The sequence below is a fragment of the Methylobacterium sp. J-090 genome, assembly GCF_022829345.1.
Taxonomy (GTDB): Bacteria; Pseudomonadota; Alphaproteobacteria; order Rhizobiales; family Beijerinckiaceae; genus Methylobacterium.
On the sequence record NZ_JAKSXV010000106.1, the window covers coordinates 174,799 to 189,781 of the forward strand.

At 69.7% G+C, this 14,983-nt stretch carries 18 protein-coding genes; 8 read left to right on the forward strand and 10 right to left on the reverse strand.

Translation table 11 applies throughout. The features are described 5' to 3' along the window. Window positions 1-15 precede the first annotated feature (15 nt). The 3 genes from MKK49_RS22195 to tolB all read left to right on the forward strand — a co-directional run bounded on the left by MKK49_RS22195 (window position 16) and on the right by tolB (window position 3,274). On the forward strand, window positions 16-462 hold the full coding sequence (locus MKK49_RS22195) for an ExbD/TolR family protein (protein WP_244032074.1): 447 nt from the start codon (window positions 16-18) through the stop codon (window positions 460-462). 46 nt (window positions 463-508) lie between these two features. Then, the gene (gene tolA / locus MKK49_RS22200) at window positions 509-1,834 is read left to right on the forward strand and encodes a cell envelope integrity protein TolA (protein ID WP_279595714.1); all 1,326 of its coding nucleotides are present in this window, start codon (window positions 509-511) and stop codon (window positions 1,832-1,834) included. A gap of 117 nt (window positions 1,835-1,951) precedes the next feature. Further along, complete coding sequence (tolB, locus tag MKK49_RS22205) at window positions 1,952-3,274, forward strand: Tol-Pal system beta propeller repeat protein TolB (RefSeq protein ID WP_244032077.1); 1,323 nt, start codon at window positions 1,952-1,954, stop codon at window positions 3,272-3,274. A 32-nt stretch (window positions 3,275-3,306) separates the two neighbouring features. Here tolB and MKK49_RS22210 read toward each other — a convergent pair whose 3' ends face one another. Next, window positions 3,307-4,113 (reverse strand): nucleotidyltransferase domain-containing protein, encoded by an 807-nt coding sequence (locus MKK49_RS22210; RefSeq protein ID WP_244032078.1) that lies wholly within the window; start codon window positions 4,111-4,113, stop codon window positions 3,307-3,309. A 148-nt stretch (window positions 4,114-4,261) separates the two neighbouring features. Between MKK49_RS22210 and MKK49_RS22215 the strand changes: the two genes are divergently transcribed. Then, window positions 4,262-4,417, forward strand: coding sequence for a hypothetical protein (locus tag MKK49_RS22215; RefSeq protein ID WP_244032079.1), 156 nt, complete (start codon window positions 4,262-4,264; stop codon window positions 4,415-4,417). Between the two features lie 82 nt (window positions 4,418-4,499). Here the strand turns inward: MKK49_RS22215 and MKK49_RS22220 are convergent, their stop codons facing one another. After that, entirely contained in the window at window positions 4,500-5,732 is a 1,233-nt protein-coding gene (locus tag MKK49_RS22220) for an MFS transporter (RefSeq protein WP_244032080.1), read from the reverse strand. Between the two features lie 8 nt (window positions 5,733-5,740). Next, complete coding sequence (locus tag MKK49_RS22225; protein WP_244032081.1) at window positions 5,741-7,924, reverse strand: protein-disulfide reductase DsbD family protein; 2,184 nt, start codon at window positions 7,922-7,924, stop codon at window positions 5,741-5,743. A 153-nt stretch (window positions 7,925-8,077) separates the two neighbouring features. Between MKK49_RS22225 and MKK49_RS22230 the strand changes: the two genes are divergently transcribed. Continuing rightward, window positions 8,078-8,863 carry a 3-hydroxybutyrate dehydrogenase gene (locus MKK49_RS22230; RefSeq protein ID WP_244032083.1) on the forward strand — a complete coding sequence of 262 codons (786 nt, stop codon included), beginning with the start codon at window positions 8,078-8,080 and terminating at the stop codon, window positions 8,861-8,863. Between the two features lie 45 nt (window positions 8,864-8,908). Here the strand turns inward: MKK49_RS22230 and MKK49_RS22235 are convergent, their stop codons facing one another. The 3 genes from MKK49_RS22235 to meaB form a co-directional block, all read right to left on the reverse strand. After that, window positions 8,909-9,262, reverse strand: a complete 354-nt coding sequence (locus MKK49_RS22235) for a CsbD family protein (RefSeq protein ID WP_244032085.1) — start codon at window positions 9,260-9,262, stop codon at window positions 8,909-8,911. Window positions 9,263-9,333: 71 nt separating this feature from the next. Beyond that, entirely contained in the window at window positions 9,334-10,020 is a 687-nt protein-coding gene (locus tag MKK49_RS22240) for a peptidase C15 (RefSeq protein WP_244032087.1), read from the reverse strand. After that, window positions 10,017-11,018: a methylmalonyl Co-A mutase-associated GTPase MeaB gene (gene meaB, locus MKK49_RS22245; protein WP_244032088.1), complete on the reverse strand. Its 1,002-nt coding sequence runs from the start codon at window positions 11,016-11,018 to the stop codon at window positions 10,017-10,019. Before meaB ends, MKK49_RS22240 begins: the two co-directional genes overlap by 4 nt. Before the next feature lie 250 nt (window positions 11,019-11,268). Here meaB and MKK49_RS22250 point away from each other — a divergent pair, with 250 nt between their 5' ends. Together MKK49_RS22250 and MKK49_RS22255 are read left to right on the forward strand one after the other, a co-directional pair. Continuing rightward, on the forward strand, window positions 11,269-12,309 hold the full coding sequence (locus MKK49_RS22250; protein WP_244032090.1) for an alpha/beta hydrolase: 1,041 nt from the start codon (window positions 11,269-11,271) through the stop codon (window positions 12,307-12,309). A 170-nt stretch (window positions 12,310-12,479) separates the two neighbouring features. Beyond that, window positions 12,480-12,842: a hypothetical protein gene (locus MKK49_RS22255; RefSeq protein WP_244032091.1), complete on the forward strand. Its 363-nt coding sequence runs from the start codon at window positions 12,480-12,482 to the stop codon at window positions 12,840-12,842. Between the two features lie 44 nt (window positions 12,843-12,886). On the opposite strand, the gene flaF is transcribed toward MKK49_RS22255, so the two are convergent. Then, complete coding sequence (flaF, locus tag MKK49_RS22260) at window positions 12,887-13,348, reverse strand: flagellar biosynthesis regulator FlaF (protein WP_244032092.1); 462 nt, start codon at window positions 13,346-13,348, stop codon at window positions 12,887-12,889. A gap of 78 nt (window positions 13,349-13,426) precedes the next feature. Here flaF and MKK49_RS22265 point away from each other — a divergent pair, with 78 nt between their 5' ends. After that, on the forward strand, window positions 13,427-13,690 hold the full coding sequence (locus MKK49_RS22265; protein WP_244032093.1) for a hypothetical protein: 264 nt from the start codon (window positions 13,427-13,429) through the stop codon (window positions 13,688-13,690). 50 nt (window positions 13,691-13,740) lie between these two features. Here the strand turns inward: MKK49_RS22265 and MKK49_RS22270 are convergent, their stop codons facing one another. From MKK49_RS22270 to MKK49_RS22280, 3 genes are all read right to left on the reverse strand, one after another. Next, complete coding sequence (locus MKK49_RS22270) at window positions 13,741-13,902, reverse strand: hypothetical protein (RefSeq protein ID WP_244032094.1); 162 nt, start codon at window positions 13,900-13,902, stop codon at window positions 13,741-13,743. Window positions 13,903-13,993: 91 nt separating this feature from the next. Further along, entirely contained in the window at window positions 13,994-14,308 is a 315-nt protein-coding gene (locus MKK49_RS22275) for a hypothetical protein (protein ID WP_244032095.1), read from the reverse strand. Window positions 14,309-14,430: 122 nt separating this feature from the next. Continuing rightward, entirely contained in the window at window positions 14,431-14,967 is a 537-nt protein-coding gene (locus tag MKK49_RS22280) for a metallophosphoesterase family protein (RefSeq protein ID WP_244032096.1), read from the reverse strand. Window positions 14,968-14,983: the final 16 nt, after the last annotated feature.

The window sequence follows — 14,983 nt, forward strand, 5'->3', positions numbered from 1 at the left end:
GACCGAGGGACGATCATGGGCATGGCCCACGGAGCGGCACAGGGCGGGGGCGGACGGCGGCGGCGCGGCCGGCGTCAGGGCGCCATCAACGAGATCAACATGACGCCGTTCATCGATGTCGTCCTCGTGCTGCTCATCGTCTTCATGGTAGCCGCGCCGATGATGACCGTCGGCGTGCCCCTCGATCTGCCGCAATCGAAGGCGAGCCCCCTCAACTCCGACACCAAGCCGGTAACCCTCTCCATCCGCCAGAGCGGGCAGATCTTCCTCGGCGAAGATGAACTCGGCGACGATAGCATCATCCCGAAGCTCACCGAGGCCTCGAAGTCGGGCTTCGAGGAGCGCGTGTTCGTGCGCGGCGACAAGCGGGTCGATTACGGCCGCGTCGCCCAGGTGATGGCCATCGTGACCGGCGGCGGCTTCAAGAAGGTGGCCCTCGTCACCGAGCCCGACCAGAAGTAGCGGACGCGTCCCCGTGAAGCTTCCCTTCAAGCGCAACGAACCGGGCATGTGGATCTCGGCCGGCGTGCACGTCGCCGTGCTGACGGCGGCGATGCTCACCGTGGCGGCCCCGGCCCTGCCCGACGCGCAGGAGGGTGTGCCCGTGGAAGTGATGACCGAGCAGCAATACTCGGAGCTCACCAAGGGCGAGACCAATGCCGACAAGCCCCAGCCCGACGCCAAGCCGCGGGCCGACCGCAAGGCGGACAAGGCCGAGGAGCGCGAGCCCGAGAACGCCAAGGTCGATGCCCCGGCCCCGCCGAAGCGCCCCGCCGACATGAAGGTCGCGAGCGCCGAGGAGATGCCGCTGCGCGTCGACGAGCCCGACACGGACAAGGACGCCAAGGCGGCAGAAGCCAAGGCTGCGGAGGCCAAGGCGGCCGAGGCGAAAGCCGCGAAGGCGGAAGCGGCCAAGGCCGAAGCCGCCCGCGCCGCCAAGGCCGAGGCTGCGGCGGAGGCGAAGGCCGCTGCCGAAGCGAAAGCCGCCGCGACCGCCAAGGCGGAAGCCAAGGCGGCCGCCGTGAAGCGCGAGCAGCTCGCCCAGCTCATCGAGAAGGAAGAGGCAGAAGCCGCTGCCGCCGCCAAGGCGGAGGCTGCCAAGGCCGAGGCCGCCAAAGCCAAAAAGGCCGAGGCCAAGGCCCGCGCCGAAGCAGAGGCCAAGGCCGAGAAGGCGGAAGCCGAAGCCAAGGCGAAGGCCGAAGCGAAGAAGGCCGAGGCCGAGCACCAGAAGGAGATCGCTGAGGCGAAGGCGGAAGCCGAGGCTGCGGCCAAGGCGGACGCGGCCGCAAAGGCCAAGGCGGAGGCCGCCGCCAAGGCGAAAGCCAAGGCTTTGGCTGATGCGAAGGGCAAAGCCGATGCCGAGGCCAAGGCGAAGAAGCAGGCCGAGCTCGCCGAAAAGTTCAGTGCCGGAGACATCCGCCAGCTGCTTGCCTCGAAGGCGCCCTCGCAATCCACCGGCGCCACTGGCCGCGACGTGCAGCGCACGGCCTCCCTCGGGGCGGCGTCCGGGAATTCGCAGCGCCTGTCGCCGTCCCTGCGCGAGGCCCTGGTCGGCATGCTGCAGCAGCAGATCGAGCGCTGCTACGTGGCGCCTCCCGGGGCGGCACAGGGCGTGATCCTGCCGATGCTCGACATCCGCCTGAACCCGGACGGGACGCTCACCACGGAGCCGCGGATCATGCGTGGCGGCGCCAACGCCGTCGATCGCTCCATCGCGGAGGCGGCCCAGCGCGCCGTGCGCCGCTGCGCGCCCTACAAGATCCCCGCCCAGTACGCGCCGTATTACAACGACTGGAAGGCGATCAACGCGGAATTCGAGTTTTCGCGGGTCTGATGCGCCGGCCCCGATCCATCGACCCGGGCCGTTCGCCCGCGCCGTGAGCTTGCCCGCGCGACGTGTCCACCGTGCGTGACCGCCCGGACAGATAGTCCCAAAAAGTCGGAACCGACCATGCTCTCAACCCCCACCGCGCGTCTCGCGCCTCTCCTCGCCGCCCTGGCGCTCGTGCTGTTCGGCCTCGCCGGGCCGGCCCGCGCGCAGCTCAACCTGCGCATCGGCGGCGGCGCGTTCCAGCCCATGCCCATCGCGGTGACGGACTTCTCCGGCGATCCGAGCCTCGGCCTGCTGGTGTCGAGCGTGGTGACGAACAACCTGCGCCGCTCTGGGTACTTCGTGCCCGTCGAGAAGGCGAAGTTTCCCGAGAGCCCCGGCTTCGACGCCGTTCCGGGCTTCGACAAGTGGCGCACGGCCGGGGTGCAGGCTCTGGTGACGGGGCGGGTCTCGCGCGATCCGTCCGGCAAGCTCAAGGTCGAGTTCCGCCTGTGGGACGTGACCTCGGGCCAGCAGATGACCGGCCAGCAGTACGGGGCCGACACCGCCAACGCCCGGCGCACGGGGCACCTCATCTCGGACGCGGTCTACACCAAGATCACCGGCCTCGGCCCCTGGTTCGACAGCCGCATCGCCTTCGTGGACGAGTCGGGCTCCAAGGAGAACCGCCGCAAGCGACTGATGGTCATGGATCAGGACGGCGCCAACGTGCGAGCGCTCACCAACGGCGAGACGGCGGTGGTCGCCCCGCGCTACTCGCCCGCGACCCAGGATATCGCCTTCATGACCCAGGCGACGGGCCAGCCGCCGCGCATCCAGGTCATCAATCTCGAGACCGGCAGCCGCCAAGCGGTCGGCAAGGCCGGCTCCATGAGCACCAGCCCGCGCTTCTCGCCCGATGGCCGGCGCCTCGTCATGAGCGTGCAGGAGGGCGGCAACGCCGACATCGTGGTGATGGATCTCGGCTCCAAGGCACAGACGCCGATCACCAACGGCAACGCCATCGACACCTCGCCGACCTTCTCGCCGGACGGCAGCCAGATCGTGTTCGAATCCGACCGCGGCGGCTCGCAGCAGGTCTACGTCATGAGCGCCACCGGCGGGAACCCGACCCGCATCTCGTTCGGCGAGGGCTCGGCCTCGCAGCCGGCCTGGTCGCCGCGCGGCGACCTCATCGCCTTCACCCGCCAGCGCAAGGGCGGGTTCGCCATCTGCGTGATGAAGCCGGACGGCTCGGGTGAGCGCGTGCTCACGGAAGGCTTCCACAACGAGGGGCCGACCTTCGCGCCCAACGGCCAGTACGTGCTGTTCTTCCGCGATCCCGGCGGCCAGGGCGGCGGCAAGCTCTACATGGTCGACATCACCGGCAAGGTGGAGCAGCCGGTGCCGACCCCGTCTTACGCGTCGGACCCGACCTGGTCGCCATTGCTGTCGGGCAAGTAGGACCGGATAAGTAGGGCCGGGCAAGTTCAGGACTACCAGTCCGGTTCGAGGCGGGGCGGCTGCCCTGCCGCGTCCCGCCGCGTCGTGGGGGTCAGGAGCGTGGCCTGCTCGCGCAGGGTGCGCGGCAGGGCGGCCAGGGCCGGATCGTCGAAGCGCAGGTGCGGCAGGCGACTGGTCACGAGTTCCGCGATCAGTTTCGCCTGTGCCTCATCCCTTCGGCGCTTCAGCGGATTCCGGTCCTCCCGCTTCGACAGCCATAGCTTGTGCAGGGCGAAGGCGCGGGGATCGGGAGCGATCATCGGAGCCGGATAACCACGCTGGTCCATGACGGTCTCCGTGATCTTCGGAGCGTTGACGAGCCAGTTCAGGCCTTCGATCTCGACGGCCTTCAGGTCGTCCGCCTCCGACCCGATGCGTTTACGCCCGCGCGACATCATCGGGTCCTTGGACGCGGGTGTGATCAGATCGACGATGTAGCCATCGCGGTTCGTTGCCCGGAATCCATCCTTACCGATGATCTCGAAGGACTGATCGATCTTCCGCAGCAATCCGGCGACGCCTGTCGCGGCCACGTCCGGCGCCAGAAGTTTGAGGCTTGCCCGGGCATCGTACAGGAGGTCGATATCGTTGGTTTCGAGGATCGCGTCGGCGATCTGCACCCCCGCCATGCGCTCGTAAGCGTAGAGGGCGTTCGCTCCCACCGTCACGATCGCCGTATCCGTGAGATGCGCGTCCGAAAGGGCACGCAACACGCGGGCGGCGAAGATGGGAACGCGGCCGAGATCGAGGGCGCGATTGACGGCCGCCATGCGATCGAGACGCTTGGCCAAGGATGTCATACGCGCGCGGGTCCGGAGGCGACCGGCCCTGAATCCGATCAGGGTCTTCTCCGTCTCCGGTGTCCAAGGGCCGAGGGATTTCCAGATGCCCGCGGTAGAGGTAGGCACCGCCAGCGATCGTCTTCCACGCCATCGACCCGGCGAAGCGATGCTTCAGCTCATCACGCGTGACACGATAGGCTTCGAAGGCCTGCTCCGCATTGATGATCTGGCGTGCCTGCTCGCCATCGAGATCGTCGTAGGACATGCCTCGGCCTGGATGCTCCGCATCGGCAAGTCAAGAATTTGCCCTATAACTCCATGATTTAAAAGCATTTATCCATTTTTGGATGGAAATCCATCCAAGGAGGGATAATCGCTGTCCATAGGCGGCGCTTCGTCTGGCTTCACCCCACCGGCAACAGCCGGTCCCGTGCCTTGAGCGCCGGGAAGATCCGTCCCCACGCGGCGGCGACCAGCAGCGTCGCGAGACCGCCGAGGACCACCGCCGGGACGGCGCCGATCAGGGCGGCGAGGGTGCCGGATTCAAACTCGCCAAGTTCGTTGGACGCGCCGATGAAGACGGTGTTCACCGCCGAGACCCGGCCGCGCATGGCGTCGGGCGTCTCGCCCTGCACGAAGGTCTGGCGGACGTAGACGCTGATCATGTCGGCCGCCCCCGTGACGAACAGGCAGGCCATGGACAGCGGCAGCGAGGTCGAGAGGCCGAACCCCACGGTGGCCAGACCGAAGACGCCCACCGCCTGGAGCATGCGGAGCCCGGCATGGCGCTGGAGCGGCCGGTAGGCGAGGACGATGGCTGTCAGCACCGCACCCGCTGCCGGCATGCTGCGGAGCGCCCCGAGGCCCAGGGGGCCGACATGCAGAACCTCGGCGGCGAAGATCGGCAGCAGGGCGGTGGCGCCGCCGAGCAGCACGGCGACGAGGTCGAGGCTGATGGCGCCGAGCACCACGGGGTGGTCGCGGATGTAGGTGAGGCCGGCCGACAGGGTCGCCCAGGTCACGGGCGGGCGCTCGGTGAGGGGAGCGGGCCGGAAGCGGATGGCGGTGATGAGGGCGCTCGCCAGGGCGAAGCTGAGGGCCGCCGTGCCGAACACCACGGCCGGGCCGAGGGCGTAGAGGAACCCGCCCAAAGCCGGTCCGAGGATCGAGGCGCTCTGCCAGAGCGAGGCGTTCCAGGCGATGGCCGAGCCGAACAGGGTGCGCGGCACCAGCGTTGGCAGCAGGGCCTGGAGGGCGGGGTTGGCGAAGGCGCGGCCGGTGCCGATGACCACCACGAGGGCGTAGATCGGCCAGATCGCGCCCGTGCCGTAATGGGCGAAGGCCAGCAGCCCGAGATCGGCCGCCGCGAGGGTCGCGTAGGCCAGCGCCGCCACCACGCGCCGGTCGTAGGTGTCGGCCACGTGTCCGGTGATCAGGGCCGAGAGCATAGCGGGCAGGAAGCTCGCGAGCCCGACGAGGCCGAGCGCCAGGGCCGAGCGCGTGAGATCGTAGACGAACCAGCCCACCGCCACGGCCTGCATCTGGAAGGCGAGGCCGGTGAGGAAACGGGCAGTGCCGAACAGGCGGAAGTCGCCGTTGCGAAACACGCTCCAGCGCGGCGCGGACGAATCGGTCATCGGGTCGGTCAGCGCTCCGGTGCAGCCAGGGCGGCGCTGCGGGGCAAGGCCGGCAGGGCGGCGAGGGCGTCGAGCACCGTGCCGGCCGTCAGGATCTGCGGCAGCACCACGGGCGTGTCCTTGCCCACGTAGAGGAGATAGAGCGGTACGCCGCTGCGGCCGTGGCGGGCGAGGAAGGTGGTGATCTCCGGGTTCTGGTTGGTCCAGTCGCCCTTGAGAGTGGTCACGCCGCGCGCGGAGAACGCGTCGCGCACCGCTTGACTCCCGAGCGTCGTGCGCTCGTTGACTTGGCACGAGATGCACCACGCCGCCGTCATATTCACGAAGACCGGCCGACCCTCCGACAGCAGGGTCTCGAGCCGCGCTTGCGTGAACGCCTCCGTGCCGTCCGCACGGGCCAAGGTGGCGGCGCGGTCATGGGACAGGCTCAGGGTGAGGAGGGCGAGGCCCGCCAGGGTGGCGACCGCCGTGCCCCGGGCGATCCAGGTCCAGGCCGGCCGCGCACCGTGGCCGCGCTCCCACGCCCAGGCGGCGAAACCGACGAGGACGAGGCCGAACAGGGCGGCGAGCAGCCCCGACGGGCCGACCTGCTGCGCCAGCACCCAGACGAGCCATGCGGTGGTGGCGTAGATTGGGAAGGCCAGCGCGCCCTTGAGCGTGTCCATCCAGGCACCGGGGCGCGGCAGAGCCCGCAGGGCGGCGGGCCACGCGGTCAGGACGAGGAAGGGGAGGGCGAGGCCGAGGCCGAGGCTGGCGAAGACCGCCAGACCCACGGCTGGCGCCTGGGTCAGGGCGAAGCCCACGGCCGAGCCCATGAACGGCGCCGTGCAGGGCGTCGCCACCACGGTGGCGAGCACGCCGGTGAAGAACGAGCCTTGGAGTCCCGCGCGCCGGGTCAGGCCGTCGCCGAGGCCAGCGATGCCGCCGCCGAGATGGACGACGCCGGACAGGCTGAGCCCCATGGCGAACAGGAGATAGGCCAGGGCCGCCACGACGACGGGCGACTGCAGCTGGAAACCCCAGCCGATGCCGGCGCCGGCCCCCTTGAGGGCGATGAGCAATCCGGCGAGTCCGAGGAAGGCGGCGAGCACGCCGGCGGTATAGGCGAGGCCGTGGAGACGCACCCGGGCGGGCGTCTCGCCGGAATGCCGCACGAGGCTCAGGACCTTGATGGACAGGACCGGGAACACGCACGGCATCAGGTTGAGGACGAGACCGCCGAGGAAGGCGAGGCCGATGGCGCTCCAGAGGGTCAGGCCGTCCTCCTCAGTCGGGAGCGCTGGGGCGACGGCCAAGGAATTCGCGGCCAAGGAATTCGCAGCCAAGGCGTCCGCGGCCGGAGCGGTGGCGGGGGCCTCGCCGAGCGCGTAGGCGCGCCGGACCGGGCCATCGGGCGTCGCCTCCTCGAAGGTCAGCACGCCGGGCAGCGTCGTGGGGGCGGGCTCGTCCGCATTGCCCCGCACGAGGCCAAGATGCAGGCCGGCGGCATCGATCCGCACGTCCTGCGGGGCGGCGTTCTCGATGACGGTCTCGGCATAGGGGAAGAACGCCACCGCCTTCACCGCCTCGGGCGTGAGGTTCGGGGCCTCGACGGTGAGGGTCAGGCGGTCCTTGGTGGTCGTGGTGCGCGCCGGCCAGGGGGACGGCACCGGCAGGGCGGCGCGGGCCTGCCCGAACAGGGCGCGGGTCTGCGGGTTGGCGCCGGTGCTGGTGCCGGCCTGCGCCACCGGCAGGGTGAGGCGCAGGTCGGCCGTACCGGGCACGCATTCGCGCTCGCAGACGAGGTAGCTCAGGTGCGCCTTGAGAGACACGGGCCTGCCCGGGGCGAGGGTCTCGGGCGGCGTCACCTGCGCCAGCAGCACCGTCTCGCCCTCGTAGCCGAAGTTCATGAGGTGGGCGACGGGGATGCGCTGCGGCGCCGGCCAGTCGAGGGGACCGGCGGTGAATCCCGCCGGCAGGGCCCAGGTGACTTCGGGCGGCAGGCCGGAATCACCGGGGTTGCGCCAGTAGACGTGCCAGTCCGGCCGCATCACCATGCGGATGCCGATGGTGAAGGGCTCGCCGGGCCGGATCGCCGCGGGCTCGGCGACGAGGCTCGCGGTGACGAGGTCGGCGGGTGGCTTCAGCCCCTGCGCCGACGCGCCGGCGAGTCCGGACAGGGTGAGCGCCAGCAAGGCGAGGAACCGGATCATGGCGTTCCTGTGCGTCCCCCGTAACGATGGGGCATGGTCCGTCGCTATAGCATGCCGCGCCCGGGGCGGAGCGCATCGACTTGCCGCGCCCCATCGGGCAGGATTTTCGGCGATGGACCTGCGCGTGTCGGCGCACGACCCGGGAGACGCCCAATGAGCCTCAAAGCCAAGAAAGCCGTCGTGACCGGCTCCACCAGCGGCATCGGACTCGCCATCGCGCGGGGCTTCGCCGGGCAAGGCGCCGACGTGGTGCTCAATGGCTTCGGAGCGCCCGAGGCCATCGAGGCCGCCCGGGCCGGCATCGAGTCGGAGTTCGGCGTGCGCGCCATCCATTCGCCGGCTGACATGACGAAGCCCGACGAGATCGCCGGGCTGATCAAGCTTGCGGAAGAGACTTTCGGGGCCGTCGATATCCTGGTGAACAACGCGGGCGTTCAGTTCGTCTCGCCCATCGAGGATTTCCCGCCGGAGAAGTGGGAGCTCATCATCGCCCTCAACCTGTCCTCGGCATTCTACACCATGCGGGCGGCGATCCCCGGCATGAAGGCGCGGGGCTGGGGGCGGATCATCAACACCGCCTCAGCCCATTCCCTCGTCGCCTCGCCGTACAAGGCGGCCTATGTTGCAGCCAAGCACGGCATCGCTGGCCTCACCAAGAGCGCGGGCCTCGAACTCGCCACCCACGGCATCACGGTGAACTGCATCTCGCCCGGCTACGTCTGGACGCCCCTGGTGGAGAGCCAGATCCCCGACACCATGAAGGCGCGCGGGCTCACCGAGGAACAGGTGATCAACGAAGTGCTCCTGAAGGCCCAGCCGACCAAGGAGTTTGTCACCGTCGATCAGGTCGCGGCGCTCGCCGTGTTCCTGTGCTCGGATGCGGCGAGCCAGATGACCGGCTCCAACATCGCCATGGATGGTGGCTGGACGGCACAGTAGTCTCGAGAGGCCGCGCCGTCCCGATGGGGCGGCGCGGCGACGAGCTCAACGGCGGTGGAGCAGCAGGGCGAGGCCGTAGCCGACGGCACCGGCGAGCACGAGGGCGATGAAGGGGTTCTCCTCCACGCGGGACTCGACGGCCCGGGTACCATCCCGGAAATAGGCGCCGCCCCGGTCCTGAATCCGGTCGTAGGCGTCGCCCGCGTAATCGCTGACGTTGTCGGCGACATCGCGCACGGTGTCCTTGGCCTGACCGTAGGCATCCTGGGCGCGCCCCTGCGCCTCGCGGAAGCGGCCCTCGACGGAGTCGCCGTGCGACCCGAGGGCATCGCCCACGGCGCCCTGCACGCGGCCGCCAAGATCCTTGGCGGTTCCGACGATACGATCCGTATCGACCATGATGATTCTCCTGAGTTGTGCTTCGATGCGGGTTCGGTGCCGTCGGGGCGTGGCACGCCCGCATCCGACGTTCACAGAACGCCCGAGATCGGATTGGGCACCGCAACGATCGAATTTTCATCGGGAGTTGTCGCGGCACGGTGAACGCCCGGCCGACCGAGGAGCCCGCGCGCCACCGCCACCAGGGCCGCCGCCAGGGCTTCGACGGGTGACCGGCCCCGTCGGAATGGGCCGGGACGTCCGGCCCGGGGCAGGGGCGGGATGTGCACGAAGAGCACGGGGGCAGCCTCGGCCAAACCGCGAAAGTAGGCGGCGTTGCAGAGGTAGCGCCCGGCGTCATTCGACGCGATGGCCGGGATGCCGTTCCGGCGCAGGGTGGCGAGGGCCGGCGCGGCGGCGGTCGCGCGCCGCTCGGCCGGACCGTCCGCCGCCAGGGTGAGACGGCGCGCGACGTGGCCCGACGCGTCTGGGAACAACCGGCTCGCCCGATTGCGGGCGCGGAACTCGACCCGGACCCGCGTGGCGCTCCGTGCGACACCGAGCATCAAGACTGCGTCGGGCGCCGCGGCGAGGGCGGGCACCAGGTGCGTCTCGATCGCGCCATAGGCGGTGGGCAGGATGAGGAGGCGGATATCGCCCCCGGCGAGGCCGTGGCGGCGGGCGAGCGCCGCGAGGCGGCGCGCCACCACGGCACTCGGGTTGACGGGCACGCCCGGAAACGGCCCGAACCCGGTGACGAGGAGATGCTTGCCGCTCAAAGGCCGATGAGGGTGGCGATGGCCTCGGCCCCGGCGGCGGGAGAGGATTCGCCGCGCGACACCCCGGCCTCCGCCTCGGCGGTCTGGCGGCGGACCTCGGCCGAGCCGACGAGGCGCTGGTGCAGGCGCTCGTGGACGAGGGCCCACATCCACTTCACGTCCTGGGCCCGGCGCTTCTTGGCGATCTCGCCCGTGGCTGTGAGCTTGTTGCGGTGATCGACCACGCGGCTCCACATCCCGTCGAGCCCCTTGTTGTTGAGGCCCGAGATCGTGACCACGGGGGGCGTCCAGGTGGAGCTCGGTGCGCTGAGGATGTGGAGGGCGGCGCGGTACTCCGAGGCGGCTGCGCTCGCCCGGCGCTCGCCCTCGCCGTCGTCGGCCTTGTTGACGGCGATCATGTCGGCGAGTTCGATGATGCCCTTCTTGATGCCCTGCAGCTCGTCGCCGGCGCCGGGCAGCATGAGGACGAGGAAGAAGTCGGTGAGGTCGGCCACCGCCGTCTCCGACTGGCCGACGCCCACGGTCTCCACGAGGATCACGTCGAAACCGGCCGCCTCGCACAGGAGCATGGTCTCGCGGGTCTTCGCCGCCACGCCGCCGAGGGTCCCCGACGAGGGGGAGGGGCGAATGAAGGCGTTGGGATCGAGCGCCAGGCGCGCCATCCGGGTCTTGTCGCCGAGGATCGAGCCGCCCGTGCGGGTCGAAGACGGATCGACGGCCAGCACCGCCACCTTGTGGCCGGCGGCCGTCAGGTTCGCGCCCAGCGCGTCGATGGTGGTCGATTTTCCGACCCCCGGCACCCCGGTGATGCCGACCCGGATGGCCCGGCCGGTCTGCGGCAGCACGGCATCGATGAGGTCGCGCGCCACGGCGCGGTGATCGGCGCGCTTGGATTCGGCCAACGTGATGGCGCGGGCGAGCGCCGCCCGGTCGCCGGCGAGAAGCCGATCACGCAGGGCGTCGATGTCGAGGGCGGGCGGCGGAGAGGTGAGGGCCATCCCCACTTCTTGCCGGGCCGGCCGGCTTTCGTCGAGGGGCGCGCCGCCGTAATGTTCAGGGCCTTTCCGCCCGGCCGTCGCCGGATGGGTGCTCCGGTGTGGGGCGGGCGCCACAGCGCCATCTCTGCCCGCTATCCACACGGGCCACGGCCACGTTCGCGCCCCGCCATGGTCACGATCGTCCGCGACAGGTTAGCACCACGCGACGCCGGGTTTCCCGGCCCCTCACCGTCCAGGGCTGTCAGACCGCATGAAACGATCCATCCGGCCGACCCGTCGCAGCCTCGTACGCTTCGCCGCCCTGATGGGGATGCTCGGCCTCGCCACGGGGCTTGCCGGCTGCGTGACCGAGGAACTCGCCACCGGCTCCTCCGGCCCCGAGCGCCAGTCGAACATCGACGTAAGCCCGGTGCTCCTCGTGGCCACCACCCGCAAGGTCGTCGGCAGCCCGCCCAAGAGCCCGTGGTTCAATTCCGAGCGCGGCCGGGGCCTGAGCTTCGCCGAGGTGCGGCTGTCTGCGCCCGACCGCTCGCTCATCGGCAAGGTCTCCTCCGTCGTCACCGGCGACTGGGGTGTCGCGGCGGTGCCGCAGATCGAGACGGGGCCGGGGGCGGCCGGCGCCTTCGCCCAGGCCGCTTTCGGCCGCGACGTTCTGATCTACGTCCACGGCTACCGGGAAAGCTTCCAGTCGGCGGCGGTGAGCGCGGCCAAGCTCTCCGACGGCATCCGCTTCCGCGGGGCCTCGGCCCTGTTCACCTGGCCCTCGGCCGCCGCCACCTTCGATTACGGCTACGATCGCGAGAGCGCCCTGTGGTCGCGCGACGCTTTCGAGGACCTGCTCAAGGCCCTGGCGAACTCGCCGTCCGGCGGCCGCATCAACATCGTCGCCCATTCCATGGGCACGCTTCTGACCCTCGAGACCCTGCGCATGCTGCGGGCCGAGGCCGGGGAAGCCGCCATGGCGCGCATCGGCGCCGTGGTCTTGGCCGCGCCCGACATCGACATCGACCTGTTCACCTCCGCCATCGAGCGGATGGGGCCGGACGTGAAGAAGGTCACGGTGATCTCGTCCACCAACGACCGGGCGCTGGAACTCTCGGGCGCCATCGCGGGCGGCGTCGTGCGTGCGGGCGCGGCCGACCGCGAGCGGCTGGAGGCGCTGGGCGTGCGCGTCGCCGACGCCTCGGACTACGGCGGCGGCCTGATCAACCACGATCTGTTCCTGTCGAACCCTGAGGTCCAGGGTGTGGTCAAGCGCGCCATCAGTCGGGGCGCTGGCGGGGGCAGCTGACCCGCCTGCAAGTTTTCCCGCGCGGGATGGCGAACGGGGTGGGGCTTGGCGCGCACGCCGTTGCCCCCTACACGGGCGGCGGCCCCATAGGCCGATCAGATCAAGGACGGTGTCCCCCGATGCCGTACAGCCGGCGCGTCCAGCGCAACGACGTTCGAGAGGAATTCGCGATGTTCACACTCGAGATCGATGGCGTGGCCATCGCCGTCATCAACGGCTCCGAGGAGGTCGCCCGCGATCTCTTCACCTGCGACGGCTTCAAGGACGACATCCAGGCCATGAAGAGCGACGGCAAGGTGCTGTGGAACGGCACCTCCCCGCTCAAGATTCGCGCCGCCACCGAGGAAGAGACGGAGATTTTCGAGGACGCCCTGGCCGAGGACGATTCGGAGGAGGACGAGCCCTTCGAGCCGGATGCCCGCCACGCCGAGACCGCCTCGAACGACGACGAGGAAGAGGACGAGGATGGCGAGGACGACGCCGACATCGTCTTCCTCGTGGACATCGACGAGGATGCGGGCCTCGATTCCTGAGGCTCCCGAAACACTCCTCCCCCATCCGGGGAGGAGTGCGCCGTTCAGGTCCTCAGGCCGGCTGCGATGTTGTGATTGATGCTGATCAGGGCCGTGAGCTTGTCGGAGCTCGGCTCGATCAGCGTGTCGATCATCCGGCGGAACACGAAGACCGACAGTTGCGCGATGCTGTTTTTGATCGGTTCCGGCAGGGGGCTCTCGGGGGTCGTCGCGGCGCCGGCGATGATTGTCCAGACCTTCTGGTTGAAGTTGAGCGCCTCGGCCAGCACGCCTTTCTGGTTTTCCCAATCGGCCTGCACGGCCTGGAGGCGCGTGGCGGCCTTGATCAGGACGGCGGCCTCCGCTTCGCGCGGCGACATGGCCGTCTGCGACACCCTGGCATAGGCACTGGCCCCGTATGACATTCCGCGTTCTCCCCAGGCGCTGCGACGCGCATGCCGCGCGGCCGGGGGAAACCTATCGGGCGTATCCTTAAGAGACTGTAATTCGGCGTCCGCCGCAATCATGCCGAGAAGCTTGACCAGGAAGGGCCGGCGATCGCGGGCCGGCCTCTGTCCGTGCGGTGATCGCGGGATTCCGCACGCATGATGAACTTCATCCTCGGTACGGTCGCGGGGGCATTGCTGGCCGCTCTGACCACCATCGTGGCCGTGCGCCAGCCCGAGGTCCAGTCACGACTCGGGCTGTTTCCCATTTCCACCGCACCGATCCTGCCGGCAGCCCGAACCCCCGATCCGGCGGCCGAGTCTCGCGCGAAGGCGCAGGCAACCTGTCCGACCGGCCAGGCCGAGGTCGGCAAGTTCGACATGCTGTTCAGTCGAAAGCGGTTCTGGCTCGTAACGCCGTGAGCCGTCCCGCTGATCGGGGACGATCGACTGGCCCGTGAGGAATGTCGGTGTCAGACGCTGCTGAGCAGGAACATCACCATGGTGGTGGCGACCGTGGTGCTGAGGAAGCCGCACAGGGCTGCGGCGAAGGACGGGCCGGTGGCGCCCAGGGTGCTGGAACCCAGGACGGTGTCGGCGAGGGCAACGTTGGACTGCGTGGCGGTGACGTTCATGATCGTGGACCTTCAGGGCAGCGAATCACGCGCCGCTTGTTCAGACTTGTGAAACGAATGGCTCCGGACGGGTGTGCGTGGCCGCACCCATTCAGTCGCAGCCGTTGACCTTCTTGGCGATGCGCAGGTTCCGGGACTCGCTGCGCAGATCGATGGCGACGGCTCCGGCACCGCAATCCTCGAAGGCGTCGCGTGCATCGGCGTAGCGGTCACCGATCTCGTCGAGCGTGTCGCAGACCCGGTCGTGGTTTCCGATCCGGGCTTCCTGGCGGGCCTGAAAGCGCAGGGCGTTGGCTTCCTCGACCTTGCGCTGACCCTCGAAACAGGCCGGAGCGGCAAGGGCTGGGGCTGCGACCGCCAGGGTGAATCCGGTGGCGAGGAGCGTTGGGAGCAGGGCGTGGCGCATGGGATACCTCGGCGGCGGACGTCTCGAGGAACAGGGTGTGTGCAAGGTGACGATGGGACCGTTCCGAGGTTTCGGAGATGTTCGGCCAGTCATCCTGCGTTCATGCCCCAAGAACCCCCGACCTACGGCGAAGGTTCCGCTTTTCGGCCGCCCACTTTCCGTGCGCGGCGGGAGGCGAGAATCGTCGGCAGATCCACGGGGGTGAAGCCCTGCGCATCGACGCCGACATCGTACTGCTTCGGAATCGGCGTCAGCTTGGCGTGCGAATGGCCATGCAGATCGAGGGCGCCCCGACCCATCCCGTTCCAGGTACGGAAGGCATAGTGGCACAGCACGAGGGGTCGCCCGTCAACGACGATTTCGGCGTAGTGCCCCACACTGGCCCAGCCCTCGGCCTGAAGCGTGTCCGGTCCATCGTTGTTGCCGACGATGAGGTGCTTGATGCCGTTGAGCGTCCCGAGGATCTCGGCGATCCAGGCCGCCGTCGGCCGCAGGGCGACGTCGCCGAGATGCCAGACCGTGTCGCCGGGGGCGACGACGGCGTTCCAGTTGGCGATGAGCGCCGCGTCGTGCGCGGGCAGATCGGGATAGGGGCGCCGGTCGATCCGCAGCACGCGCGGATCGGAGAAGTGGGTGTCGCTGGTGAACCAGACCGTCATCGGGTGGGCACCCGCC